At 63.2% G+C, this 25634-nt stretch carries 25 protein-coding genes; 21 read left to right on the forward strand and 4 right to left on the reverse strand.

The annotated features are described in order from the left end of the window. Nucleotides 1-5: 5 nt before the first annotated feature. Genes CCK88_RS07815 through CCK88_RS07825 form a run of 3 tightly spaced genes read left to right on the forward strand, consistent with a single transcriptional unit; the run spans nt 6 to nt 2100 of the window. Nucleotides 6-440 (forward strand): disulfide bond formation protein B, encoded by a 435-nt coding sequence (locus CCK88_RS07815; protein WP_086469892.1) that lies wholly within the window; start codon nt 6-8, stop codon nt 438-440. Beyond that, nucleotides 437-1090, forward strand: a complete 654-nt coding sequence (locus CCK88_RS07820; RefSeq protein WP_086469893.1) for a DsbA family protein — start codon at nt 437-439, stop codon at nt 1088-1090. Before CCK88_RS07815 ends, CCK88_RS07820 begins: the two co-directional genes overlap by 4 nt. Next, nucleotides 1087-2100, forward strand: a complete 1014-nt coding sequence (locus CCK88_RS07825) for a flavin-containing monooxygenase (protein ID WP_086469894.1) — start codon at nt 1087-1089, stop codon at nt 2098-2100. The genes CCK88_RS07820 and CCK88_RS07825 overlap by 4 nt, the downstream gene beginning before the upstream one ends. On the opposite strand, the gene CCK88_RS07830 is transcribed toward CCK88_RS07825, so the two are convergent. Next, complete coding sequence (locus tag CCK88_RS07830; RefSeq protein ID WP_086469895.1) at nt 2091-2528, reverse strand: hypothetical protein; 438 nt, start codon at nt 2526-2528, stop codon at nt 2091-2093. The two genes, CCK88_RS07825 and CCK88_RS07830, sit on opposite strands and share 10 nt — an antisense overlap. Nucleotides 2529-2681: 153 nt before the next feature. On the opposite strand from CCK88_RS07830, the gene CCK88_RS07835 reads away from it, so the two are divergent. From CCK88_RS07835 to CCK88_RS07860, 6 genes are all read left to right on the forward strand, one after another. Next, entirely contained in the window at nt 2682-3464 is a 783-nt protein-coding gene (locus tag CCK88_RS07835) for a L,D-transpeptidase family protein (RefSeq protein ID WP_244557454.1), read from the forward strand. 248 nt (nt 3465-3712) lie between these two features. Next, nucleotides 3713-4687 carry a hypothetical protein gene (locus CCK88_RS07840; RefSeq protein WP_086469896.1) on the forward strand — a complete coding sequence of 325 codons (975 nt, stop codon included), beginning with the start codon at nt 3713-3715 and terminating at the stop codon, nt 4685-4687. Between the two features lie 192 nt (nt 4688-4879). Continuing rightward, entirely contained in the window at nt 4880-5893 is a 1014-nt protein-coding gene (locus tag CCK88_RS07845; protein ID WP_086469897.1) for an ABC-three component system protein, read from the forward strand. Then, nucleotides 5890-6369 (forward strand): ABC-three component system middle component 2, encoded by a 480-nt coding sequence (locus CCK88_RS07850; RefSeq protein WP_244557455.1) that lies wholly within the window; start codon nt 5890-5892, stop codon nt 6367-6369. The genes CCK88_RS07845 and CCK88_RS07850 overlap by 4 nt, the downstream gene beginning before the upstream one ends. Next, on the forward strand, nt 6362-8248 hold the full coding sequence (locus tag CCK88_RS07855) for a coiled-coil domain-containing protein (protein WP_086469899.1): 1887 nt from the start codon (nt 6362-6364) through the stop codon (nt 8246-8248). Before CCK88_RS07850 ends, CCK88_RS07855 begins: the two co-directional genes overlap by 8 nt. 19 nt (nt 8249-8267) lie before the next feature. Continuing rightward, nucleotides 8268-8984: a hypothetical protein gene (locus CCK88_RS07860; protein ID WP_140048921.1), complete on the forward strand. Its 717-nt coding sequence runs from the start codon at nt 8268-8270 to the stop codon at nt 8982-8984. Nucleotides 8985-9074: 90 nt separating this feature from the next. Here CCK88_RS07860 and CCK88_RS07865 read toward each other — a convergent pair whose 3' ends face one another. Further along, entirely contained in the window at nt 9075-10772 is a 1698-nt protein-coding gene (locus CCK88_RS07865) for a hypothetical protein (protein WP_086469901.1), read from the reverse strand. Nucleotides 10773-10831: 59 nt separating this feature from the next. After that, the gene (locus tag CCK88_RS07870) at nt 10832-11269 is read right to left on the reverse strand and encodes a MerR family transcriptional regulator (protein ID WP_425290616.1); all 438 of its coding nucleotides are present in this window, start codon (nt 11267-11269) and stop codon (nt 10832-10834) included. Nucleotides 11270-11334: 65 nt separating this feature from the next. On the opposite strand from CCK88_RS07870, the gene CCK88_RS07875 reads away from it, so the two are divergent. The 3 genes from CCK88_RS07875 (at nt 11335) to CCK88_RS07885 (ending at nt 14877) form a co-directional block, all read left to right on the forward strand. After that, on the forward strand, nt 11335-13530 hold the full coding sequence (locus CCK88_RS07875) for a heavy metal translocating P-type ATPase (protein ID WP_280173812.1): 2196 nt from the start codon (nt 11335-11337) through the stop codon (nt 13528-13530). A gap of 265 nt (nt 13531-13795) precedes the next feature. Then, nucleotides 13796-14269, forward strand: a complete 474-nt coding sequence (locus tag CCK88_RS07880) for a copper chaperone PCu(A)C (RefSeq protein WP_086469903.1) — start codon at nt 13796-13798, stop codon at nt 14267-14269. Then, on the forward strand, nt 14269-14877 hold the full coding sequence (locus tag CCK88_RS07885; RefSeq protein ID WP_086469904.1) for an SCO family protein: 609 nt from the start codon (nt 14269-14271) through the stop codon (nt 14875-14877). Before CCK88_RS07880 ends, CCK88_RS07885 begins: the two co-directional genes overlap by 1 nt. A 56-nt stretch (nt 14878-14933) precedes the next feature. Here CCK88_RS07885 and CCK88_RS07890 read toward each other — a convergent pair whose 3' ends face one another. Next, nucleotides 14934-15170 (reverse strand): helix-turn-helix transcriptional regulator, encoded by a 237-nt coding sequence (locus CCK88_RS07890; RefSeq protein ID WP_244557456.1) that lies wholly within the window; start codon nt 15168-15170, stop codon nt 14934-14936. Between the two features lie 229 nt (nt 15171-15399). Between CCK88_RS07890 and CCK88_RS18220 the strand changes: the two genes are divergently transcribed. The 9 genes from CCK88_RS18220 to CCK88_RS07940 all read left to right on the forward strand — a co-directional run bounded on the left by CCK88_RS18220 (nt 15400) and on the right by CCK88_RS07940 (nt 25556). Beyond that, nucleotides 15400-15918, forward strand: coding sequence for a hypothetical protein (locus CCK88_RS18220; RefSeq protein WP_140048922.1), 519 nt, complete (start codon nt 15400-15402; stop codon nt 15916-15918). Between the two features lie 88 nt (nt 15919-16006). Next, nucleotides 16007-16579 (forward strand): hypothetical protein, encoded by a 573-nt coding sequence (locus CCK88_RS07905; RefSeq protein WP_086469908.1) that lies wholly within the window; start codon nt 16007-16009, stop codon nt 16577-16579. After that, on the forward strand, nt 16576-16899 hold the full coding sequence (locus CCK88_RS07910) for a DUF6634 family protein (RefSeq protein WP_140048923.1): 324 nt from the start codon (nt 16576-16578) through the stop codon (nt 16897-16899). The genes CCK88_RS07905 and CCK88_RS07910 overlap by 4 nt, the downstream gene beginning before the upstream one ends. A gap of 1 nt (nt 16900) precedes the next feature. Next, nucleotides 16901-18820 carry an AAA family ATPase gene (locus CCK88_RS07915; RefSeq protein WP_086469910.1) on the forward strand — a complete coding sequence of 640 codons (1920 nt, stop codon included), beginning with the start codon at nt 16901-16903 and terminating at the stop codon, nt 18818-18820. Beyond that, entirely contained in the window at nt 18817-19029 is a 213-nt protein-coding gene (locus CCK88_RS07920) for a hypothetical protein (RefSeq protein ID WP_086469911.1), read from the forward strand. The genes CCK88_RS07915 and CCK88_RS07920 overlap by 4 nt, the downstream gene beginning before the upstream one ends. A 630-nt stretch (nt 19030-19659) precedes the next feature. Then, nucleotides 19660-20487 carry a hypothetical protein gene (locus tag CCK88_RS07925; RefSeq protein ID WP_086469912.1) on the forward strand — a complete coding sequence of 276 codons (828 nt, stop codon included), beginning with the start codon at nt 19660-19662 and terminating at the stop codon, nt 20485-20487. A gap of 52 nt (nt 20488-20539) precedes the next feature. Further along, nucleotides 20540-22666, forward strand: a complete 2127-nt coding sequence (locus CCK88_RS07930) for a transposase family protein (protein ID WP_140048924.1) — start codon at nt 20540-20542, stop codon at nt 22664-22666. Beyond that, a complete protein-coding gene (locus tag CCK88_RS07935) occupies nt 22663-23751 on the forward strand; it encodes an ATP-binding protein (protein WP_170926393.1) in 1089 nt (362 codons plus the stop codon). The genes CCK88_RS07930 and CCK88_RS07935 overlap by 4 nt, the downstream gene beginning before the upstream one ends. Then, complete coding sequence (locus CCK88_RS07940; protein WP_086469915.1) at nt 23745-25556, forward strand: TniQ family protein; 1812 nt, start codon at nt 23745-23747, stop codon at nt 25554-25556. The genes CCK88_RS07935 and CCK88_RS07940 overlap by 7 nt, the downstream gene beginning before the upstream one ends. The last annotated feature ends 78 nt before the right edge of the window (nt 25557-25634 follow it).

The following is a 25634-nucleotide window of genomic DNA, read 5'->3' on the forward strand; positions in this document are numbered from 1 at the left end:
CGGGCATGGAAAACAAGACAATATCGATCGGGATCGATCCCCTCATGCTGATGGCGGCGTGGGGCCTGGCGCTGGTCGCCACGCTCGCCGCCTTGTTCATCGGCGAGGTCATGGGACAGATGCCGTGCACCCTGTGCTGGTACCAACGCATCGCCATGTTCCCGTTGGCGGTCATCCTCGGTGTCGCCGCATACCGAGGCGAACTCGGCGTCTGGCGCCATGGCCTGCCGCTGTCGGTCATCGGGCTGGTCATCGCGGGCTACCACTCGCTCCAGTATGCTGGCCTTCTGCCGACGCCGATCGTCCCTTGCCAGGCGAGTGGCCCGTCTTGTTCCGGCGAAGGCATGGTCGTCATGGGCATGCCCATCCCGTACCTCTCCGCGGCGGCTTTCGCCGGCATCACCCTCCTGCTTTTGCCCCTCACGAGAAAACGCACATGAACAAGCGCCTCCTAGTCATCGGTGTCGCCATTGTCGCCATCGCGGTCTTCGCCGCCGCGGCCTGGCTCTACCGCCCTGCCCCGGCCCCGGACGCCTCCGTGGTCGTGGGGACACTGGAGGAAGCCGGCTACGTCCGTGCGCATTCCCCGGTGATCGGGCCGGCGGAGGCGCCGGTCACCATCACCGAGTTCTTCGACCCTAGTTGCGAGGCATGCCGAGCGTACTACCCGATCGTGAAGCAGATCATGGATCGTCATCCCGACGATGTCCGGCTGGTATTGCGCTACGCCGCCTTCCACGAGGGTTCGGACACCGCGGTCAAGATCATCGAGGCCGCGCGCCTGCAGGACCTTTTCCTTCCGGTGCTCGAAGCGCTTCTGGCGCGTCAGCCGGAATGGGCCGTCCATGGGGCACCGAACCTCGACCTGGCCTGGCAGATCGCGGGAGAAGCGGGGCTAGACGTCGAGCTCGCTCGGCAGGACGTATTGCGGCCCGCGATGGTGGCGGTGCTGAACGCCGATACCGCCGATGTCGAACTGCTCGGCGTGCAGCAGACCCCCACCTTCTTCGTTAACGGCAAATCTCCCGACAGCCCCGACCCCCAGGCCTTGGCAGACCTGGTGGCGAGCGAGGTCGCCGCGGCGGAATGAACGATCGCGTCGACGTCCTGGTGGTCGGCGGAGGGCAAGCAGGTCTTGCCGCATCGTATCGCCTATCCCGGGCCGGAGCGTCGCACATCGTCGTCGATGCCTCCGCCAGGATCGGCGACAGCTGGCGGCGGCGCTATGACAGCCTGACCCTTTTCACCCCTCGCACGCTCAGCGCCCTGCCAGGGCTGTCGCTTCTTGGCGAACCGGAGGGCTATGCGGGCCGAGACGAGTTCGCCGACTATCTCGAGAACTATGCCGAGACATTTTCGCTGCCTGTCCTGACCGGCACCCGGGTCGAGCGCTTGTTCCGCAGGAGCGACGGTGCAGTCGAGGCTGGGCTGGCCGGCGGTGGCGTCATCGTATGCCGATCGGTCGTCGACTGCACCGGCGCGTTCCAGCGACCGTGGGTGCCGCGCATGGCGGACCAGTTCGGCGACGACGTCCTGCAGCTGACGTCGGGTACATATTCCAATCCCGCGGACGTCCCTCCCGGAACCGTGCTGGTGGTCGGGGATGGCGCATCCGGACGCGATATAGCCGTCGATCTCGCGGCGACCCATCGCGTCCTGCTTGCCACCGGCAAGCCGCGCCGCCTGTTCCCGGAAAGGTTTCTGGGGCAGAGCACGTGGACCTGGATGGACCGTCTCGGCCTTTTGTCGGCTACGTCGAATTCTGCGATCGGCAGGATCATGAAAGCCGCCGACCCTTTCCCCGACAGGGGGAGATCGCTGAAGGCGCTGAGAGCGATGGGCATCGACGTCTGGCCTCGACTCGAACACGCCGGCGGTCGTCGGGTCCAGTTCGCGAACCGAACCACCAAGGACGTGGACGCGGTTATCTGGGCGGTGGGCTACAGGGACGACGATGGCTGGCTGGGAGCCGATGGATCAGGTGTCCATCGTCTCGGTCGACCATGGTTGCGCAACCGGGCGTCGGGCCTGGTTCTCGGCGCGGCAAGAGACTCGGAAACCGTCATCGATCGAGTTCTCGCCGAACTTGGTCAGCCGTGACGATAGTCATGGTGATCGGGCGGCGGTTGGCCGGGCCCGAGCAGACGGGCCTCCACCGTCGCGCTGGCTTCGCCGACCGAAACGGTCACCGGGATCGATGCGGTAACCGGTAGACCGATCGCCTCGATGCGCACACCGCGAGGCTGCATGTACAGCTCGGCATGCGGCGGCAGCGACGGAACGAATTCTTGCCCGTCCGATCGCAGCACGCGCGTCGACGAGGCGCCGTCCACCTCGATCCCGATCGGCCCGATACCGGTCGTGGTGGTGTTGTTGACGACAAGGAATATCTCCGTTCCCGCCGGTCCGGTCGATGCCCATGCCTCTTCGATCAACAAACCGTCGACGACGGCCACCGGCAGCTCCTGCGAAACGACAGGGGTCATGCAGGAGACGGAAACCAGAATGGAGATCAAGGCCTGTTTCATGCGCCGACAGTTCCATCCCGACGACGATGCCGCAACACCAAATCCGGCCCTGCGACAACACGCATGCTTTCGTGATCGGCTCGTCGTCCTCGGGCAAACGAAAGGGTAACCATGAACCCCTACCCTGCGACCGACCGAATATCGGATACTCGCATGCTCGCCCGTTTCATCAACGCCACCGCCTTCGCCCTTGCGGTTCTCGTCCTTGCCGGCTGCAGCCAGTTCGTCGGCGACAACCGGCACAACGTTCCCTTGCCGAAGGCTCTGGTCGACCGCATGGCCCAGATAGGCTCTTCGCCGGCGCAGCCCATGATGATCCGCGTCTTCAAGGAGAGTTCGGAGCTCGAGGTCTGGAAGCGGACCGGCTCCGGCCAGTATGCGCTGCTCAAGATTTATCCGATCTGCAAGTGGTCGGGAGCCCTCGGACCCAAGGTCAAGGAAGGGGACTACCAGTCGCCGGAAGGCTTCTACGACGTCACCCCTGCCATGATGAACCCCAAGAGCAGCTACTACCTATCCTTCAACGTCGGCTTCCCGAACAAATTCGACCAGGCATGGGGTCGGACCGGCAGCTATCTCATGATCCATGGGGACTGCCTGTCGGTGGGCTGCTACGCCATGACCGACGACGGGATCAAGGAGATCTACGCCATGGTCAGGGAGAGCTTCAAAGGCGGGAACGGCACCGTTCCGCTCCAGCTCCTGCCGTTCCGGATGACCGAGGCGAACCTCGCCCGGCATGCCGCCAGCCCGCATGCCGGCTTCTGGCGCAACCTCAAGGAGGGCACCGACCTGTTTGACGCCGGCAGGGTGCCGCCGCGGGTCGACGTCTGCGAGAGGCGCTACGTTTTCAATCGAACCAATCCTGGCGATGCGCCGCTGCCATACGATGGCGCCTGCCCTGTGATCTCGTACTCGACCATGGCCGTGCTCTAGTTCCCGCGATCGAGGTTCCACGAACCTGCGAGTTCTACCTGGTGAAGGGCGCTGCAACCGGCTGTTCCTGGCAACCGCCGTGCTCGACGCGTTCGATCGTTTTCGCACTTCGGACCCGATGCCGACTCCGCCTGGTCCAGGATGAAGCGCTGAGCATCGGTTGCCCGAGACCAGCAGGTCGTGGTTCTGACCACCCGTTGGTGCCTTTCATGTTCGGCCCGTACCCTCCGGTGGAAAGAGGTGCGGAAATGAAGGTCGGATACTCCCTGCTGCTGGGCGAATACGTACCTGCGGATCAAGTCCGCTACGGCGACGTCGCGGGCTTCCAGATCGTCTGCCCGTGCTGCAAGGATCCCGTGATCAAGGTCGAGCGTCCGACCCAAACCGAGGTCACCGAATTCCTGTCCCACTACGCGGCCAAGCCGGGTACCGGCGAATGCGAACTCAGGGTGGCCTCGATCACTGCCGAAGCGCGGGCGCAGACCAACCGCGAATCCCGTGGCCAAACGCTCAAGATGTTCATGTCGGTCCTGCGGGATGCCTTGCAGCTGCGCGTGCGCAACGCTCCGGAGATCGAGCACGCCAGCCGCTATGCCGGCGTCGGCCTGGTCGCCGAGCTCATGGCGCATTGCATGGTCCGGGACGAATGGCTGATGGCACAGGAAGTCGACAGGCTCCTCGACATAGTTGTCCGCTCGATCGACACGGACCGCGCCATCGCGGAGACGGGCATGGCCATGTCGTTCCGGCGAAGGCTTGCCAAGGACATCGTCGGCCATCTGCGGGCTCCGCATGCGGGCAAGAGCCGGTTGTCCGCTGCGCGTTATGCGCTCAGCAACATCGCCGCCGGAGGATATGCCGTGAACCCGGACCGGGTCGTGACCACCGACAAACTGGTCGCCGGATTGCGGAAGGTCCTGACCGATGACCCCGATGTCACCATGGGTTGGCTCAAGGACGTGACGGAGGACAGAGAGCCGGCATTGCGGCAATACGAAATCCTGATGGCCACAACAGGCATGGAACTGCTCAGCACCCTCATGCGGCTGCCTGCGCTTGCGATGCTCGCCAACCATCGCGCTGGCCGACATCCACTGCATGGCATCGACGACCTGGATTATTTCCACCCCAGCTCCGAAGTCCTCGGAAGCACGCTGGAAGGCCCGGTGCGAGTTGTCCTGCCTGGCGAGGACGACGAGAGCGGACCGACACCTTGGCGATGATGCCGTCTGCATGGGGACGGCGCGGGCTTCAGTGGTCCGCCAATCGATGATGCAGGCCATCACCGAGTTCGACCCGAACTACCAGTTCACCGAAGCCGTCGGGACGAGAGATATGCGGCCGTACCTCTGGACTTTTTCCATGGCGCTCATGAAGATGGTGCAGGTTCCGATTGAGAGGGGGCGTAGGCCGGCATGGGCGGAAAGCTGACCTATCGCGACGATATCCTGCTCCTTTCCGCCAAGGCACTGGAGCGTTTCGTCCATCGCTGGGTGGCGACGCGGATGATCGACTATATGGATCATTACGAGTTTGGCGATTCCTCGGACATGGGTCGCGACGTCGGCGGCTTCGTCACCGCCGCCAGGCATGAGGGCGAGTGGGACAACTTCCAGTGCAAGAAGCTGGCGAAACCGCTCGACGCGCCGACGTTGTTCGAGGAGGTCGGCAAGATCCTCCACTTCGCGGCCGAAGGCCACTTCACCGCCCCGCGCAAATACTTCTTCGTGGCGCCCAAAGGCTTCAACCGCAGCGCCGAAGAGCTGCTGCATAACCCCGAGCGATTCCGGGCAACCATGCTGGCCGAATGGGACACGCGGTGCGCGCGAAAGATCAGGAGCAACGGCGAGCACGTGCCGATGACGCCGGCACTGCAGCGCCTTATAAAACGGCACCCGTTCCGGAACATCGAAGGCTGGGACGTCGACAAGATGCTGGCATTGCCGGGCATGGACTTGGTCTTGGCGGACACTTTCGGCGACGATCCCGGCCAAGCGCCCGGCGGTTCGGTACCGGTCGGCGTGGCCGACGAGGAAGCCGTCTATGTCGGACAGTTGGTCTCGATCTATTCCGACCATGCCGGCATCCCGTTCGCCGATGCCGACGCGGTGATGGACCACCCCGAACACGGCATGCATCTGGCGATGCAGCGCCGCCGTTACTACGACACGGACGCCTTCCGCCGACATTTCCGCGACAATCTTGATCCGGAGCATCTGCGGCACTTCAACGACGAGGTGCACGCCGGCGTCTTCGAGACATACGCGGCAACCAGCGGGTTCGACCGGCTGACGCAGGTCATGGACCGCGCCGGCCGGCTTGACGTCACCGGAATCTTCGGCCGGCATCGCCGGGCATCGGTGCAGGTGCGACAGGGCACCTGCCACCATCTCGCCAACGAGGGGGTGATGCCATGGAAGAAGCCTTGACCGAGCCCCCTCGCCTCTTCAACGGCAGCGTCGAGACCGGCGTGCGCTCCCTGCTGATCCTCGAGGCTTGCTACCCTGCGACCCTCGACATCGATACCATGTCGCTGTTCGACTATTTCGTGGTGCACACCAAGGACATCGGCGGGCCGGTAAGCTTGCACCCGGCGATCGGATCCCGCGTAGGCGAATACCATGTGCGCCGACGCGTCATCCAGGACGGCTTGAGGCTCATGCGCCGTGCCAGCCTCATCGACGTCGTCGAGGCCGAGGACGGCGTTCGCTTCACCGCGTCAGAAGACGCCCCGGCCTTCGTCAAGCTCATGGGGACCGACTACAACCGCGACCTCTTCGCGCGGTCGAAATGGCTGGCCGAGCAATGGAAATCTTCCGGCGATGAGTTCGTGAGCCGCCTGCGTGCAAGTATCGAGAGATGGAGCCTGGAATTCGGGGAAGAAGGCGGTGCGGCCGATGCCTGAATCGTTGCGCCCGAAACTCAGGCTGGAGCACCTGACTTTCACGGGCGACGGCCTCGAACCGGCGGGCATTGAGTTCGCGGAAGGCCTGACCATCGTCTATGGCGGCTCGAACGCAGGCAAGTCCTATTCCCTCCAGGTCCTCGACTTCATGCTTGGCGGCAGCCCGCCGGACGTCCTGGAGCAAGGTGCCGAATACACCCGGGTGCTGCTCGGCCTCACCCTCGGCGACGGCCGGCAGGTGACGTTGGAGCGGGCGCGCAGGGGAGCCGGTTTCAAGCTATATGAGGGCTTGGCCAAGGACGGCGACGTCAGCGGCCGAGCCTCCGTCCCGCTGGCGGCAGATCACGGCAAGGGCAAGTTCGGCAGCGTCTCGGAAGTGCTTTTGGAGAGCATCGGCATCAAGGACGCCAAGATCGCCGCCACCGAGGCGGCTCAGCTGATCCCTTTCTCCATCCGGCACTTCATGCCCTATATCGCGGTGAACGAAGACCGCATGTTCACCGCGGACAGCCCGACCATCGTCAGCCCGAAGAACGGCCCTACGCTCAACAAGAACGTCTTCCGCTTCATCCTGACCGGCCAGGACGACCGCGACGTCATCGAGGTTCCGAACGAGAAGGCGCTCAAGGCCAGCAACGACGGCAAGGTCGAACTGCTCGAGGAGATGATCGCCGACATCGACGGTCAGATCGCAGAATTCGACACCGGCACGCTCGACCAGGACATCGAGCGGCTCGGCGATCGCCTCGAGGACTTCGGCAACACCTTGGGGGATGTCCAGCAGCGCCTCGACACGGCGAGCCGGGAACGTCGCGGGTTCATGGAGACGTTGGACGCCGACCGCTTCAAGCTCGGTCAGTTGGTGGCCATGAAGGCACGGTTCCTCGAACTGCGGGACACCTACAGCACAGACATCCGCAGGCTCGAGGCGATCGAGGAAGGCGGCTTCCTGCTTCAGCGGTTCGAGAACCAGCCCTGCCCCATGTGCGGGGCCCTGCCCGGCGATCAGCACCTGCCGCACGAACTTGGCGACCTGGACCGTCAGCATGCGGCGGCGCGGGCGGAAATCGCCAAGATCCAGCGCGATATGCGCGGTCTCGAGGCGGCATTGGCCGGTGTCGAAACGGAGCAGGCCGCCTTAAATCTCCGTATCGAGTTCGGTGCGGCGGAGGTGCGAGATCGGGAAGCCGACATCGCTCGGCTCAAGCCCCAGGAAGCGAACACCCGTCGCGATTACCAGACGCTGGCCGAGCGGCTTGCCAAACTGGAAGGCATTTCGGATCTCAGATCGCGACGGGCCGTGCTCCAGGTCAAGCGCGATGCCATTGCCGTAGCGAAGGTCGGCCGGCAGAAGGCCGACGGCTTGATGATCGGCATCGACGGCCCCACCGGCCACAAGTTCGCGCAGGTCGTCAAGGACGTGCTCACCGCCTGGGAATATCCTGGCATCGAAGCGGTGACGTGGGACGAGAGCCGTCAGGACATCGCCATCAACGGCCGGCCGCGCAGCCAGAACGGCAAGGGCGTGAAGGCGGTGTTCCATTCCGCTTTCGCAGTCGCCGTGATGATTTACTGCCGGACCAATCGTTTGCCGCATCCAGGCTTCGTGGTGCTGGATTCGCCTTTGGTCACCTACCGCAAGCCGATCCATTACAAACGTCACGGCGATCTGGAAGCCGACGAGAAGGCGATCGCCAGCACCGCTCTAGACGTGGCCTTCTACAGGCACCTTGCAGGCTTGGGCGAACTCGGCCAGGTCTACGTCATCGAGAACAACGACCCGCCGTCCAAGATGCCGGCAGCGGTCAAGATCGAGCGGTTCTCAGGCGAATCCGGCGATGGCCGGCAGGGCTTGTTCCCTGTTCGCCAAAAATCATGAGAAGATGCAGGGATCCGTCATGGCCGATTTCGACAAGGCGACCGCCGAGCTTCCGATCCTGCGGGACTTCATCGACTTCGTGAACAAACAATCCGCCGTCTACATGGACAGCCTCGCGGGGTTCGAGGGCAATACGGTCCGGATCGGGCGGCAGGTGCACCGGGTTACCCGCCCGGACCATATCGAGACAAAGAACGGCGAGAACGTCGTGGTCTGGACCAGTGCCGAGGATCCGAGCCAGCCGGACGTCATCCTCTCGACCATTCGTCGGGCCACCGACTATCTGGACGACAATTCCCACGGCGGCTTCAACGAGCAACAGCTCTGCGCGTCAATCATCGTCTTCATTTTCGCCTACTGGGACGAGGAGGTACGGCCCGCGATAGCCCGCGTCAGGGGGGTAGAGCCGAACTCGATCCGCATCGATGCCATGGGCGATCTACGCATACTCAGAAATGCCATCATCCATGCCGGAGGCATGGTTGCCGCCAGCGAACACGCCAAACTGAAAAAGATGGCTGATCTTCCTATGCCGGATAAAAGGTTGGTCTTGAGCCATGATCAGATGCACCGACTGCTCGTACTGGTGAAACAGGCGATCGGCGAAATCATTATGCACTACACGGGTGCGCTTCCCGGGGCGCCGACGGCCGAAAAGATCGTCGATGTCGCCATTCAGAACGCCGGCCCTCGAACGGGAACGGGTCCCAAAGACCGAACATCCTCAGGGATGTAAGACAAGATCGAATTTTCGCCGTGGAGGTGAGTCAGGCCTTGCTCTGGTATAGCCGTTCGACCGTGTCGAAGGCTAGCTCTGGGGCGCGTGCTAGGAAATAGACCCAGAGCCTTCAGCCGGGTTCTTCTTAGGAACGGCAATCCCGTATTTTGCGACCCTTCGAGCGTTTATGGGCGACTCCGAACCTATTTTCTTCAACGCCTCCTTGGCCCGGCCCATGATCGCAGTCATCGGCGGGCTCGGATTGACCACCTTGGCGAACGTGAATGCCCCGGCCAGAAGTCGTCGCAGCTGAGGGCCTTTGGCTTCTTTGAACATTTTGTAGTACTCGTCCACCGGGACAGCCGCGAGCATTACGAGATCTTCTTCGTTGAACCCATTCCGCAGCCCCTCCAATGCGCTTCGGAAATCGCGCTCGTCCGGAATGGCGTAGAGCTTTTCCGCGAATGCCTCACGCACCTCCGGCTCTGATACATTCTCTTCGAACATGTACTCGTCCAAATTCCAGAAGCTTGCCTCGTCGTCTCTGCCCTGAACGTAGAGATCGAGGAGCTCTTTGGCCTTTTCCGGTCTGCCTAATTCCTTGAAGAGCTTTATGGTGCCGTTGAGATTGGTAGGCGAAATACGCTTGAAGCTCCTTCTGAAAGAGGCCTCGATCGCGGACAAGACATCGTCTTCGTCCTCATCGAATGAGTCGTGATACAGGTCCCAAGCCTTTTCAAAAGAACCATCCTGACGCTCAGCCTCGATCGCAGCGGCGTAGCCGTCAGCATGGCGGTGTAAAGCTTCGACGTCGAAGAATCCGTCTACCGCCGCTCTCATCAGATCAAGGTCGGCCTCGTCAGCATGGCTGAATCTCAGAGCCTCGAGTACCGCGACCCAACCAAGCTCCTCCGTCGTCATCTTCTCGTTGGGGATGTAACGGTTATAGGCACGGACAAAGGTCATCGACGGGGCCGCATCTGGATCAAGATGAGACCACGAGAACAGCGCCATGCTGAGCTTCATGCGCTCGAAAACTTCCGGATCGTACCGCGACAGCAGCTGCCGGAGCTTTCGGAGATTGACGTCGATCTTGTGCATAATGCGGATGTTCTGAAGACCGAGGAGCCGACAGATATCCGCGGTGCTGGCCTCGATTGCAGTCTCTCCGCTCGATGCGATAGCAACGGCTTCATCCACTGTGGGGCTGAACTTCAGCGATACGTCCACGACCTTTTCCAAATAGCGATCGAAAACAGGCTTCTCGGCATCCAGCTTGTCTTCATTCAGCAGCAGCACCACCCGACAGCCCCGCTGCTCTTTCAGCAGGGAAGCCAATCCCAGCACGTCGGCAAGGTCCAAACCTTTCCCTCTACGTTCAAGGTCGTCGAAGCAGATGATCATGTTTCGAACCGAGAGAAAGGAGAGCATGGAGGTGATGCCGGAAGGTACCAGCGTGCGGAGGACGGGAAGCCCCTCCATGAATTTGATCAATGGCCGACCATGCTTTTCGGCCTTATTGAACAAATCCGCGACTGTCGTTTCATCGGGCTGAGGTGCCGCGCCCTCCAGTGGTACCGAGCTTTCGAAGATCGCCGCCTTCAATGCGTCGAGCGAATTGACGCCGAACAGCGATACGAGTGCGTAGCGCTTGAGGCCGTTGGTTCGCTTGGCTGCGTGCTCATCCACCAAGCCCCGCCAAGTATAGGTCTTCCCTACACCCCAAGGCCCTCGGAGGCAGAGCACCGCCGGACTTGTCCCCTTGATGAAGCCATCAATCTCGGTCTTGACGTGTTCGATGCTCATGTTCGTCCCTCGACGACCTTCGGCATTGATGGATAATCGGTGTTGAAGGGCCTAGGCAACTAAGGTGCTCTTGAGTCCTGATGATGCTCGCACTTGCCGTGGTCGGCCAGGATGTCGATGACCTTGCATGTTTCGACCCTACCATGGCTGCAGCCGTCCACCATGCGTTCGAGTTCGGCCTGCAGTGCGGTCAGGCTGGCGATCTTGGCCTTTATCTCCACCAGGCGAGCCTTGGCGATGGTGTCGGCATCTGCACATGACTGGTCGGGATGATCCTGCAGTGCCAACAATGTCCGGATCTGCTCGATCTCGAAACCAAGCTCGCGCGAATGCCGGATGAAGGTCAGCCGCTCGACATCCTTGCGGTCATAGGTGCGGCGGCCGCCATCGGTTCGAGGCGGCGAAGGCAGCAGGCCGATGTCCTCGTAATACCGGATCGTGGTCGACTTCACGCCGCTGGAGGCAGATGCCTTGCCGATCGCCATTCCGTGAATCATTTGCGCTTGCTCCTACAGTCGCTGGAGGTTGTAGGCACGTGGTCAGGATTGCAAGGAGAGTTCTCTTGACCGACGCCCCGACGACGACACGGTTCCGTGTGGAAGGCATGGATTGCGCCGCCTGCGCGACCAAGGTCGATACCGTCACGCGGCGAATCGATGGCGTCGACGACGTCTCGGTGTCGGTGATGAACGGCTCGATGACGGTGAAGCACTCGGCGGCTACGGACCTGGTCGAGGTCGCCCGCCGGGTGACCAACCTGGGATATCCGACCAAGCCGATGGCGGCTGCCTCGGGCCCGCGGGCGGATCACGACGAGCATGCCGAGCACGACCGAGGTGGAGGCTTACACCTCCACATGCATGGCCACGACGATGCCGGTGGCGAAACGCCCTGGTGGCGAACCAGGAAAGCGATCCTGACCGGAGCCTGCGGCGTCGCGCTCGTGGCTGCCTATCTGATCGGCCGCATCGTCCCCGACGTCGGCCACTGGGCCTTCCTCGTCGCGCTTCTGGTCGGGCTGATACCGGTCGCGCAGCGTGCCGTCGCCGGCGCCATGGCCGGCTCGCCGTTCTCGATCGAAACCTTGATGTCGATCGCCGCCATCGGTGCCGTGATCATCGGCGCTAGCGAGGAAGCCGCGACCGTCGTGCTCTTGTTCCTGGTTGGTGAAATGCTGGAAGGGTTCGCGGCCAGCCGCGCCCGCGCCAGCATCAAGGGCCTGGCCGATTTGGTGCCGAAGACGGCGCTGTTAGTGGAGGGCGACCAGGTCAGGGAGGTGCCTGCGGCCGGCCTGGCGTTGAAACAGGTGGTACTGGTGCGGCCGGGCGACCGCATCCCGGCCGATGGCGAGATAGTGGAGGGTCGAGGCGCTATCGACGAGGCACCGGTGACCGGCGAGAGCGTGCCCAAGAACAAGATCGTCGGCGACATGGTGTTCGCCGGCACCATCAACACCGAGACGGCCATCAAGGTGCGGGTCACCGCGGCAGCTTCGGATAATACCATCGCCCGCGTCATCGCCCTGGTGGAAGAGGCGCAGGAGAGCAAGGCGCCGACCGAGCGCTTCATCGATGGCTTCTCCAAATACTATACCCCCGGCGTGCTGATCGTCGGGGCGTTGGTCGCGATCGTTCCGCCGCTGCTCGCAGGAGGTTCCTGGAGCGAATGGGTCTACAAGGGGCTCGCCATCCTCCTGATCGGCTGCCCATGCGCCTTGGTGATCTCTACACCGGCGGCGATCGCTGCCGCCCTGTCGGCCGGCGCTCGTCGCGGATTGCTTCTCAAGGGCGGCGCCGTGCTCGAGCAGTTGCGGACCATCACCATGGTCGCCATGGACAAGACCGGCACGTTGACCGAAGGCAGGCCGAAGGTAACCGATATCGTTGCGGTGGGCCGCAGCGAGACCCAGGTATTATCCATGGCGGCGTCGCTCGAGACGGGCTCCAGCCACCCGCTGGCCCTGGCGATCATCGCTCGTGCCAAGGTCGACAAGGCACCGGTGCCGCCGGGCTTCGATCTGACCGCCGTCCCCGGAAAGGGCGTCAACGGAAGCGTCGGACGCGACAAGGTCTTTCTCGGCTCGCTCGAGGCAGCGGCAGAGCGGGTGGCCATCCCGGAAGATGTCCGGGCCCGGATCGTCGCCTTCAACGACGAAGGCAAGACCGTCTCGGTGCTCCTCGCCAATGACGAGCTCGCTGGCATCTTCGCCATCCGCGACGAACCGCGCCCGGATGCCAAGGCCGGCCTGCAGGCGTTGCGCGACGTCGGCGTGGGCACCGTCATGCTCACCGGTGACAACGAGCGGACCGCGCGCGCCATCGGCGCCTCGCTCGGCATGGATGTCCGCGCCGGCCTCCTGCCCGAGGACAAGCAGCGCATCGTTCGCGAGCTTCAGTCCCAAGGCAAGATCGTCGCGAAAGTCGGCGACGGCATCAACGACGCCCCTGCCCTTGCCGCTGCCGACATCGGCATCGCAATGGGCGGCGGTACCGACGTGGCATTGGAAACGGCGGACGCCGCCGTCCTGCATGGACGAGTTACCGACATCGCTGACATGATCAGCCTGTCCAAAGCCACCATGTCCAATATCTGGCAGAACATCACCCTCGCACTCGGCCTCAAGGCGGTCTTCCTCGTGACCACGGTGATCGGCGTGACCGGGCTGTGGCCGGCCATCCTGGCAGATACAGGCGCGACCGTGCTGGTCACCGCGAACGCCATGCGCCTTCTGGCGTGGAGCGGTAAGGGTCGGCGGTAATGGAGAAGCAGCGGTACAGAGCGCCCCTGTCGTTGCGCATTTTCCAATACTTCTTGTGGGGAGCGATGGCGGTGCTGGTCCTCTGGTTCGTGGGCGTATCCCTAGCCATGAGGAGCGAGATTAGGCAGTCCCTACCTCCTGCAACCTCGCAGATGCCAGCGACACCATGACGCTTGCGAGGTGCAACCCGTCGCATGGGCGTCGACCCCGACCACCTTTAATGTCGACCACGACATCCTTTCCAGCCCTGAACCGAGCACCTTTGATGAAAAAGATCCTCTTGTCGGCGGTCCTGGGCCTGCTGGCCTTGCCCGCAACCGCCCACGATTTCACCCGGGGCGCCATCTACCTGGATCATCCAATGATCGAGGAGGCGCCGCCGAACGCTCCGGTGCTGGGCGGCTATCTGTCCATCCAGAACATGGGCGAGACCGACGACCGCCTAGTCGCCATCGAAAGCACCGCCGCCGAAAAGGTCGAGATGCACAACTCGACGGTGACGGACGGCATCGCCCGCATGCAGCCGATGACCGAGGGCCTGTCGATCCCCGCCGGCGAGACCGTCTGGCTCGACGACGGCATGCACGCCATGTTCATCAAGCCTTCCCGGCGCTACGTGGTGGGCGACGAAGTTCCGGCAACGCTGGTATTCGAGAAAGCCGGTCGGATCGACGTCACCTTCAAGGTCGAGGAGCGGACATCCGGCGCAGGATCCTCGCATGTGGGGCATGGCGGCTGATGGCCGGTAACTTCAGCCTGCGCAACCTGCGCATCGTCCTCTGGGTGCTGGTGGCGGTGGCCGCCGGCGGCGCCGCGTTCCTTGCATACGGCCCCCGGGTCTCCACGGCCGATGCCGGAGAAGCCATCTACGCCAAGCCGTTCACGCTTGTGAACCAGGCCGGAGCACAGGTCACCCAAACCGATTTCATCGGCAGGCCGTCGGCTTGGTTCTATGGCTTCACGCATTGCCCGGACGTTTGTCCCACCGCACTCTCGGAGATGTCGGCGATCCTCGATGCACTAGGACCGGACGCAGACAAGCTCCAGGTGGTCTTCGTCTCCGTCGATCCCGAGCGAGATACCCCCGAGATCATGAGGGACTACGTCGACTACTTCGATCCGCGCATTGCCGGGCTGACGGGCGATCTCGACCAGGTCACCATCATGGCGCGCGATCGCTACATCTTCTTCGAGAAGGTCCCGATGGAAGGAGGCGACTACACGATGGAACATCAGGCTTCGATCCAGCTGGTGACCGCGGACGGCCGGTTCTTCGGCACGCTTGCCGCAGAAGAGGGGTTCGACGTCCGGCTGGCCAAGATCAGGCGACTTATCGACGAAGGTTAAAGCGGTTCCGACCGAAATCACGGCGACAACCTGGGTCGATGTCGCATGTTCCTGGGCTAATGCGTTTCGATCAGACGCACGCCGACACCGTCCCGATACCTCTGGAAAACGACGCCGCAAGCCGCGAAGGCATCGGCAAGGGCCTGCAGGGTTTCCGGCGTAACCGCATGACCGCTCTCGGCTGCATTGACGGTCCGGCGGCTCGTGCCGCTACGGACCGCCAAGTCTTCCTGCGACCAGGCCAACAGAGCGCGTCCTGCCCGGATCTGGGCGGCGTCAGGCTTGGATTCCACCGGGGTGTCCTCGCGAATCGGTAGGTAACCCCAGCTTAACCCTAATCGCCGCCATTGCTCAATTTGCGCAAACATACTTGACAATCATGTGTAATTCCTCTAGTGACTAGAGCATGGAAGCAGCGTGCGGTCACCAGCGTGGCCTGCCGATCAAAACCTTCCTTCTCGGGCGCCATATGCGCCATCTCCTCAGACCGATGTACAGGGGCTGCCCGCGGGCAGAGAAGGTATGATTGCGACTCCCGATCCCGCCAAATCGGCGAAGCGGTCCCATCGTGACCGTAGCGAACGCCGCCGTCGAAAATTCAACTCCCTGCTCGCCGAAGGACTTCGCCAGGTCGAAGGCGTCAAGTCTCTCGGCAAGGACCGTGCCGTCCGTGACGTTCTCACCCAGCATGGTATCCCCGCCGACGCGGTGTCCGTCCATAGGGTGGACAGCGCGTTCGGCATCCTCCACGTCATCGGGATGTCCAACCGCGCATGGCATTGCTCCAATTCGCAGGAGCGGCTCAAGGCGGCGTTGCGCGTGCTACGCGATTTAGGGCTTCGTTGCTTGGTCATACCGCAGGCCGCGCTGGAAAGCAGGATCCGGAATCCCGTAAACCATGGCGGACCTATCCTGCAGCACTATTTCGCGGTCGTCGCCGGAGGGCTTTCTTTCGAGCATTGGTGCGTCGCCGACGAAAGACATGACCCGGCGGGTTGTTTCGCCATCACCTCCCTGACCGGCCGCGTCTGCACCGGCTGACGCGGCCCCACCGCCCTTGATCGTCACTAAAACCCTCGACGGCCTTTACCGGCCGGCGTCGATCTCCCATGCAACGAGGTGTTCTCGCATGAACGATGTCTTTCGCCTTGATTCCGACCGATCCGCCTACGCCTTTCCCTTGCCGGACGAGCGTCTTCACAGCTTCGTCGAGAACCTTCTCCACACCCGAGGACTGGATCCCAAACCGGTGAACCGATTGCGGGACATAGGTTTAGACGACAAAGCATGCTGCAGCTTCGAGATCGACGTCGACGGCGATGCCGTCTGCCTTCTCGTGATACCCCGCCGCTTTTCCCGCGACGCGATGACGGCGGATCATGTGCGGCGGTACGGCCGGAAGGCGGAAGCGCTCGGCCTTCGCTTCCTCGCCGTGCCCGAGACATTGCTCAGGGCCAGCGCGGCGTCCGGCCGCGACGCCGGCGCCGCGACGGCCGTGAAAGCGGACGATCGACTCCGCGTCCTCGATCATTTCCTCCGGCACGGTAGCGCCGGGCTCTTCGAGCTGGCGGCGCGTCTCGAACACGAAAACCCCGTAGCCGCGATCCTCGAACTCGACGTGGACGGCGCATTGAGCATCGACGACGGCATACTTTCCAGCCGGAGCCGCGTCACCCTCGCCGGGAACGGAGTCCGGCCATGAGCCGGGACTTCGACCTTACCGGTGAGACGACATGTGTGATTGTCGACCGGCTCAGACGGTTGGCTGACGATCTGGAAAAGCTGGATCGCGGCGAGGTGCCGACGCCCGCGCAGCTCGATGCAGCCCCGCTGCTCCGCCACTGGGTGCTCGATCGGCGCCCTAGCCTTTGCCTGCGCGGCACCGTGTACGGCCACCCCACGATCGAGGACGGCCATCAAGCGCTGACTTCGGAAATTTTCGCGATCGATCCCGGGCGCACATGGGTGCGAAGCCTTTCCCGCTTCTACGCCCTCGGCGCACCGCGACTGGAGGGACTTTGACATGAGCACCGAGCAGGCATCCATCTTGGAGGACATCGTGGACGGTCAATACGAAGACGATGACGGCGGCTCGCGGGAGCACGCGGGCTTGATCCTGCCGCGCGTCATGCTGGAAGCCGCCGTTGGAAAACCAGGAATGAAGGAGCTGGCCGAACGGCAAGGATTCTGCGTCGTGGTCCACGCGCCCTCCGCGGATTTCGTGGCCCCGATAAGCAAGGCCATCAGGAAAGCGGGCGACTGGGCTTTCAGCTGCACTCAGACGAAAAGAAGGAAGCTCACCGACGACGATCAGGCGGTCGAGCACACCACGGTTGCCCTGGCCAGGGGGCGCCGGGTCTTTGGGGTCTCGCAGCACCCCATGGAGTTTCTGCCGCGCGCCCTCGTGTCCGCAGCGGACATGTCCTTGCGCGTACCCCACCCCTCGCCCGAAATCATCGCCATCGTCATCAAGTCGATCACCGGCGATCTGCCGATCGACGTTCCCCATAACCTGGGCCAGGGCCTGAGCTTCGAGGAACTGGTCGCGGGGATCCGGAAAGGGAGCACAGCCGCAGAGTGCGTCAGGAGGCTTACCGCCGGAAAGGCGGCAAGAGCTCCTGAAGTCGACCACGACGTTCCCGGCGTCGAGGATATCCACGGCATGGGCGAAGCGCGGGATTGGGCGATCGAGCTGACGCAGGACATCGCCGACTGGCGCGCCGGGACGATCTCGTTCCGGGATATCGGAAGTCCCGCGGCGCTGCTCGCGGGTCCGCCCGGGGTCGGCAAGACCACCCTGCTGAGAAGTCTGGCGAAAAGTTGCGGCCTCCCCTTGTTCACGACTTCGGTGGGGGAATGGTTCAGCGCCGGCCCCGGCTATCTGGACTCCGTGATCAAGCAGATCGACAAGATTTTCTCCGACGCCCGGGAAGCTGCCCCGGCAATCATTTTCTTGGACGAAGTGGACGCGATTCCAAGCCGTCTTCGACTCGACAGTCGAAATGCGGACTGGTGGACGCCGGTGGTCACCCATTTCTTGACCACTTTGGAAAGGGCGGTGACGGGCCTTGACGAACGCCTGATCGTGGTGGCGGCCACAAACCACGCCGAGGTCCTGGACCCGGCCATGATCCGGGAAGGAAGATTAAGCCGGATCGTCACCGTACGGCCTCCAGACGACGTCGGGATGCGGGGTATCCTTCGACAACACCTAGGCGATGACCTTTCGGGCGAAGACTTGTCGGACGCCGCGCGTCTGGGAGCCGGCAACACCGGTGCGACGGCCGTAGGCTGGGTGCGCCAGGCAAGGCGAACCGCCCGCCTGGCGGGCAGGCCGATGACCATGGAAGACCTGATGGGCGCGATCGCCCCTGCCGACACGCGTACGGGAAAGGATCTTTGGCGCACCGCGCTCCACGAAGCAGGGCACGCGGTGGCAGCACATGTCCTGGACGTGGGCCATGTCGAGGTGGTGACGCTGGTGCGACGCGGCGACATTGGAGGTTTCGTCAAACTCGACGGGCGGGATCTGGGGTCGACGCGCGATGACATCGAGGGAAACGTCGTCCAATGCCTTGCCGGCCGGGCGGCGGAGGAGATCCTCCTCGGCGAACCGGGTTCCGGTGCCGGTGGGGCTGCGTATAGCGACCTGGCCCGCGCGACCGGATATGTCGGCTTGGTGCATTTCGGCGCCGGACTCGGTGACGAGATGGTTTTCCGGGCGGACATGGACAACATGCCCGCGCTGATCGCTTCCGATCCGAAACTTGCGAAGATTGTGGATCGGGATCTGCAGCGGCTCTATGCCGAGGCACTGCAGCTGATGTCGACGCACTCGGAAACGGTTCGAAGCTTGGCGGAGGAACTCGTAGAAAAGCGCCAGGTCGGCGCGGAACGTTTCCTCGAGATCATGCGTCATCGAACGCCGGTGTCCTCCCGATGAGCGATGGACTATTGCTTTCCGTGCTGGAAAGGCTGCTTCAGCTTCGTGTCGCCCTGGGCGAAGAGGCCTTCGAGCGAGCGAGCCGGGCGGCCCTGTTGACGATCGGCCGTGTGGCGGTCGACGTCGCCCACCGCAATGCCGGACTGGACGACGATGAAGTTTCGGACGGCAACGTCATAAGATTTCCCGACCGGGGGCCGGCCAGGTGAGCGGTTTGTGTGGAAGCGAAAACGAATCGGTGCGAACCGATTCGTTTGCTCGTCGTCGGTTCCGCTCGCCTGAAACGCCCGGAGATCCGGGGGTTTCACTGAACTTCGAACACCCATGACCGAATGCGCGGCTGCCGACGGCGGGAAGATTTCAGTTTGAACGCCGACGATTTCGTCCCGATGGCAAAGCTGAAACTTCGCTGCCGGAACCGGCGCCAAGCTATTGAAAATATTGACTCAAAACGTTAGCCGCGGAGTCTAAGCCGTTGTTTTGACTCAAAAAAGCTTGCGATTGGCAAGAATCCCTCTGAGCATGAGTCGCAGGTCGGGCGCAACCCGACCGAACCGAGCCGGCGACAGAAGATCGCTTTGCCAGACAGCCTGGTGCGAGCCGCAGGAAAGCGGTTTCGCCATTGAGCACCCATGGAGTGAAGAAAGCATGAAACGAAGCGGGCGTGGATCGCACCCACGATCCACGCCCAGATTGCGCAAGCCTAGCAAAGCCTCGCCCGTATAGCGTACCCGAAACGGCGCGCGACGCAAGGGCATTCGACATCCCATCAATCGGCACGTCTCGACCGCGCGGCATCGCTTCGCGGAACGGATAGCCCTGTCCGAAGCGAACCGATCATGAAGTACCAGATTATCACTTCGCCCGACGCCGCCCCGAAGCTCGACCTCGGCCGTATCGGCGGAAACGCCCTGCCCCGTTTCTCCAAATCTCGCGCCCCGCACTACGCCATTCCTCCCGACGTCTTGGCGGCGATGACGGCCATGAACCTGGCCCCGCCTTTCGTGCCTCCGTCTCAGAGCCGGGCGACGCGGTACATCGCCCTTCGCGGCCGCGGCTCCCAGAGGGGAGCGACGCACGTCAAGTACGGCGGTCTCGAGAGGATGGTGGTGTTCGAGTCCCTGCTCGAGCTTCACACCCTCCACATCCTGCTCAGCGACACATCGCTTATCGATATTTGGGATCAGCCGCCGCCGATCCCGTTGCGAAACCGCGCCGGAAAGAAGACCACGCATACGCTCGACTACCTCGCGGTCTATGCGGACGGGCGCAAGGTCGGCTACGCCGTCAAACCCTCGCGGAAGGTCTTCGACGAGCACGGAAATCCGACCGAGTTCGTCGAACTGATGGGCCGTGTACGCACGGCCGCAGGGTTCGAGATCCGGATCGTCACCGAGAAAAGCTTCAGCCGGTCCCAGGTCCAGGACGCACGCCTTATGCATCGCTGGTCGCGGCAATCCGATCCCGAGGCGGACGCAGTCGTGCGCGATATCGTCCGGTCGCTGCAGGGAAGCTACCCGGTGCGCACGATCAAGGATCTGTCCGGTCTCAAAGGTCGCGCTTTCGGCGCCGTCGTCCGCGCGTACCGGGACGGATTGTTGACTAAGGCAGACGGCAAGCGCCTCCACGTCGACAGCATGGTGAGGACCGTACGCGATGCGGACTAAAGGTCACTCTCAACGGAAGCCATGGCAGCGCCTGGACGTCCATGATGGCCTGGTGATCGAGGGCGTCGAGTATCGAGTCGCAAGGAGCGATCGTGACGGGCAGCTTCTCTACGAAACCGCCCGACCCGCGGTCCGCGCCTTCCACGACCACCAGGCGTGGGATGTCATCCGCACCCAGATCGGGTTCAAACACGAGAAGGGGTTGCACGGCCCCAACGCGCCCAAGATCCGCGACATCGCCGGCGTGGAGTTCATCAGCGACATCCCCAGCGAGCAGATCCGACGCATGCGTTGGCTCGAAGACCTTGTCATCGACCTTGAACGCCGTCGGCGGGCCGGCGAGACGACGCTGGACCCCACTCTGGTCCAGGCGCTTCTCGACGGCGAGATGGGGCAGTCGGCGTTGCAGAAGTTGCGGACGCGGCAGTTGGGGGAAAAATCTCCCGGGGGACGGCCCTTCGTCGTCTACGACATCTCCGCCACCGCCCTGCTAAAGAAGAGACGAGACTACCTCGCCCGTGGCTTCGCCGCCTTGCGGGACGGTCGCCACCGGTCCGGCAACAGAGAGGCGAAACTCCAGCCCGAAGTCGTCGCGATCATCGCGGTCCACCTCGCGCAATCCATCTCAAACCCGTCGGCGACCGACAGGAGCATCCACGACGATATCCAAGACGAAATCGAGGAACGGAACGAGAAGACGATCCTGCGCAGGGCGCAAGCCGAGGCCGAGAATTCGTTCTTCGACGCCGAACTGCTGAGAGTTCCCGACATCAAAACCATCCGGGCAGCGCGCAGCAAGCTCGACCCGTTCCACAGGGAAATCGGCAGGCGCGGAGTGGACGTGGCGGTGCAACTGTACCCGGCGGTCCGCGGCAAGCCCGATACCCTGGGGCCGCTCGATAGAGTCGAATACGACGAAAGCATCGTCGACGCGATCACGCTCCTTACGGAAAGCGGAGCATGGGTCTTCCTGACCGACGATGAGAAGAAGCTCGTCAAGCGCGTCCGCATGGTCATCGGCGTCGCGATCTGCGTGGCGACACGCTGCATCGTGGGCATGCGAATCTACCGAGCCGGGAACGGCGATGAGACCGTGGCGACGTTCCGCATGATCGGCGAGGACAAGACCAACTACCTGCCACCGGAATTGAGAGGCAAGCTCAGTTGGCACCAACACGGTGGCATCGGCGCCGTCGTCCTCGACCAAGGAGCCCCCAACATTTCCGACGAGTCGCGAACGCTACTGGCAAACCTGGGGGTGCCGATCGTCATCGCCGAGGCCGGCCGACCCTCCCATCGCGGCGTCGGAGAGCGGATTTTCAGGACTTTCGGCTCGTACATCTACTCTTTCATCGACGCGCGCACGGGCTCAAACGTCGTCGATCGCCGCAGGTATCGGCCAGAGGGCCGCGCCTCTCTGACGATCGACGAACTTTGGAAGATGTTGGCGATCGGCGTGGTGGGCGTTTATCAGCAGACCCCCCACCAGGAACTGGACGGCCGGACGCCGGCAGACGAGTGGGAGCGCCTGATCGATGATTACGGCGTCAACGCCCTGCCCGATCCCAACCGGAAACGGGTCAGCTACGGCCGTCACTCCACCAGGCCGGTCACGCGGTACGGTGTCCCCTTCGCAGGTCTGAGCTACACCAACCCGCTGATCGACTACCATTACCTGCACGGCCACGGTCCGCTCGAAATCGCCGGTGACACTGAAGACCTGGGCGCGATTTCCGTCCGCATCGGCGATACGTGGTACGAGGCGCCGTGCACCGATCCCGACATGCGGGGCGTGAGGTGGTTGGATTGGAAGGCAGCATGCGCCCCCCAGAAAGACCTCGCCAACGATAACGCCGCCAAGAGGCGTGGAGCACGCCGGCTGGCGAAGCAAGCCATGACGCAGATCCAGGAACATGCCCGCAGTCGTGCGGACACGCCGCCCGAAATCATCACCGCCGAGATGATCGAGCGGGCGGAACGGCAGATCTTCGGGAAGTACCAGCATGCCGAGGAAGACCAGCCGTTCAAGGGCGGCGAGCTGGGCGTCGCCGTGGAACCCTACAACGGACCGGATAGCGGCGCCTCGAACGGGGTGGCCGAATCCAAGCCGGTCGCGAAGCCGGTTCGCAGGGCGCGATCCCGCAAGGGCACGGGTACGACATGGAGCATGGGATCATGAGTGACGAACGGGACATCGAGCTCGACGACTGGGATCCGCAGGCGCTTGACGGGGAGCATGGCATTGACGTCGCAGACGACGACGGGGCTGCGTTCGAGGACGAGGTGGATGCCAAGTTACTGGCGCTTCGTTCGCTCTACGTGGCGTCCGGTCGCGACGCCGTCCTCGCCCGCAATTTCGAACGGCTGCTGAAGGAGCGGGATTCCCCGAATCCTATACGGCGTTGGGCAGGTCTTCTGCTCATGGCTCCGTCCGGCGCCGGAAAGACCAGGATGATGAGTCGCTTTCTGGCCGCCCACCCGCGGGTGCATGACTTCGCAGGAGATGACAGCAACTTCATCGGCATCGACGTTCCGTCGCCCGTCACCAACAAGTCGCTCGGCCTGGCCGTCCTCAGGAGCATGTATCCCCAGCAGCGGACGGTTCCGCCTACGGGTCCGAAGGCTAACATGGACTCGGCGAGCCGCCTGAGCGACATCTGGGACGAAGCCCGCAAGATCTCGGCGGACCTCGATATCCTTGGCCTGTGGATCGACGAGGCACACGACCTCGCCAACGGCGGCCCCAACACGATGACGATCCTCCGCGCGAGCCTCAAGAGGTGGATGGCGCACGAGCACCGACCGCTGTTGATCCTCAGCGGCACCCCAGAGCTGGCGGCTTTGTTCGAGACACGGGAGTTTCGGAGGCGTTTCCTCGTCGTTGAGTCGCCGGAGCTGACGGCGGACGCCGATACCGCACACCTGCGCCGGATGATCGCCCGCTATGCACGCGAGGTCGACCTGGGGATCGACAGCTCGCTGGAGGACTTTATGCCTCGGCTGATCCATGCGGGCACGCGGCAGATCGGGTGGACCTTGGATCTGGTTTTGGAGGCGATCCGCGTCGCCCTCCTGGAATCAGCCGACCGGCTCGCCATCGAACATTTCGCCGACGCCTATTCGGACATCAGCGGTTGCGACGCCGACAACAATCCGTTCACCGCCGACGACTGGTCCGGCATCGACACCGTTCTCCACCGGGACCGGGATTTCGTGGAGCCGAAACGACCTCGCCGGCGCCGCAGGAAGGACACTCCATGGTAAGCAGGCTGCGCATCACCGCGCCGATCCGTAGCGACCAGACCTTGGCGAGTTTCGCCGGCCAACTCGCTTCGATGAACCACCAGCCGAGCACGGAGGATTTCTGCAAGGACATGGGGACGACGCTTCGCAAGGTCGCGCTCGGCGAGGACGACGCCATCGCCAGGATGGCGGAGATCTCCGGCAACGACCCCGATACCGTCGCGCTTTCGGCATTCAGATATGCGTCGGACGGTTCGCTCTCGTTCCGGGGCCAGCGCCTCACCCAGCAATCTCGATCCGCGCGAAGCGTCCGCTTCTGCGCGAGGTGCCTGTGCGAAGACATCGCAGCAGCCGTCACCGCGGGTGCGCGTCACCCTGAGCACCACGTATACGGACGGCCGCACTGGCTTTGCTCGCAGATCAGGACATGCGTCAGACACGGGGTAGCGCTTTCCGCGGTCGACGCTCGGCGCGGCGATCACCAATACGACTTCGCCGGAGCGCTCAGACCGTTCCTCGGAAACCTGGGAGAACTGGATGCAGCTGCAGCACCGGCAAGGGCTAACGGCCTGGAGCTTTACCTTAGCGAGCGGTTCTATTCCCAAGGATCGGCCTACCTCGATGGTCTGGGTTACAGCGTGGCAGCGCGCTTCTGCGAGGTCATCGGGTCGGTCGCGAAGTTTGGCCCGCGGCCGCTGCTGAAGGGGATCGGCGAGGACCGGTGGCATCTGGGCGGCGGGGAAGGATACGCTATCGCCAGCCGAGGACCGGACGGCATCCTGCCGTTCCTTTCAACGCTCAAGGACAAGGATAGCCGGGATCCGCGGGACGGCCCACATATCGATTGGGGTATTTTGCACGACTGGCTCGAGGAGACGCGGGACCCCGAGCTCTCTCCGTTGCTGGAGTTGGCCCGCGACTTCATCGCCTCCAACTACGCCATCGCCAAGGGCAGGAAGATCCTCGGACGGCCGGCGGCCGAGCGGAAGATGCATTCGGTTACCAGCGCCGCCATCGAACACGGCGTGCATGCGAAGGTGCTGAGGAACCAGCTCGTCCAGGCCGGCGTGATCGAAGACCGACCCGAGGTCCCCGAAAACCTCATGCTGTTTCCAGCGGCGCCGAACGAGGATCTGCTTCGGCGTCTGGGTCGCGGCATCACCGCCCAGGAAGCCAGAGAGCGTATCGACTGCGACCGGTCGATCTTCTTCCCCTTCGTTGAAGCCGGAATACTGGCTCCGGTCGTCGACGTTGATACCGGCTACCCCCTCTACGACGTCGAAGACCTAGAGCGGTTCCTCGACTGTCTCGTGGAAAAGGCCGTCGTTTACGATGCCGTGCCGGAGGGGATGACCGGCGTGGTCGAGGCGCGCCGGCGCTTGTCGTGCACCCACGCCGAGGTGGCCAATCTCATTTTGGACAGACGACTCTCACGCGTGGGCGTTCTAGCCGGTCGACGCGGTTACCCGGCCCTGCTTGTCGACCCCGACGAGATCGGCCCCATGATCCGGAAAACTTTCGAAGGTGTCGTCCCTAACGACATCATCGAAGATTTCGGGATAGCCCATGCGGCGTTGTCGGAGCTCCTCGACACACGGCTGCCGACGACCTTGGAAATGCACCCTTCGAAGAAACGCCCGCAGCGCGTCGTCGAGCGCGGCGTCTATGACGCTTTCAAGAGCCGCTACGTCAGCCTTAGGGATTTGGCCCGTATCGATGGCGTCACCTCCAAAAGCAAGCTGGCCAGTCTTCGGCGACGTGGGATAGGGCACGACCCAACGTTCCCGGCCGGCGCCTACGTGTACCAGAGGGACCGCCTCGACTAGTACTCCGTCGCCATCGCGTGGAAAACCCGGCCTCGAGCCGGGTTTTTTTGTGCCTGGATTCCGAATTTCACTGATTGT

The sequence above is a fragment of the Devosia lucknowensis genome (assembly GCF_900177655.1).
Classification (GTDB): Bacteria; Pseudomonadota; Alphaproteobacteria; order Rhizobiales; family Devosiaceae; genus Devosia; species Devosia lucknowensis.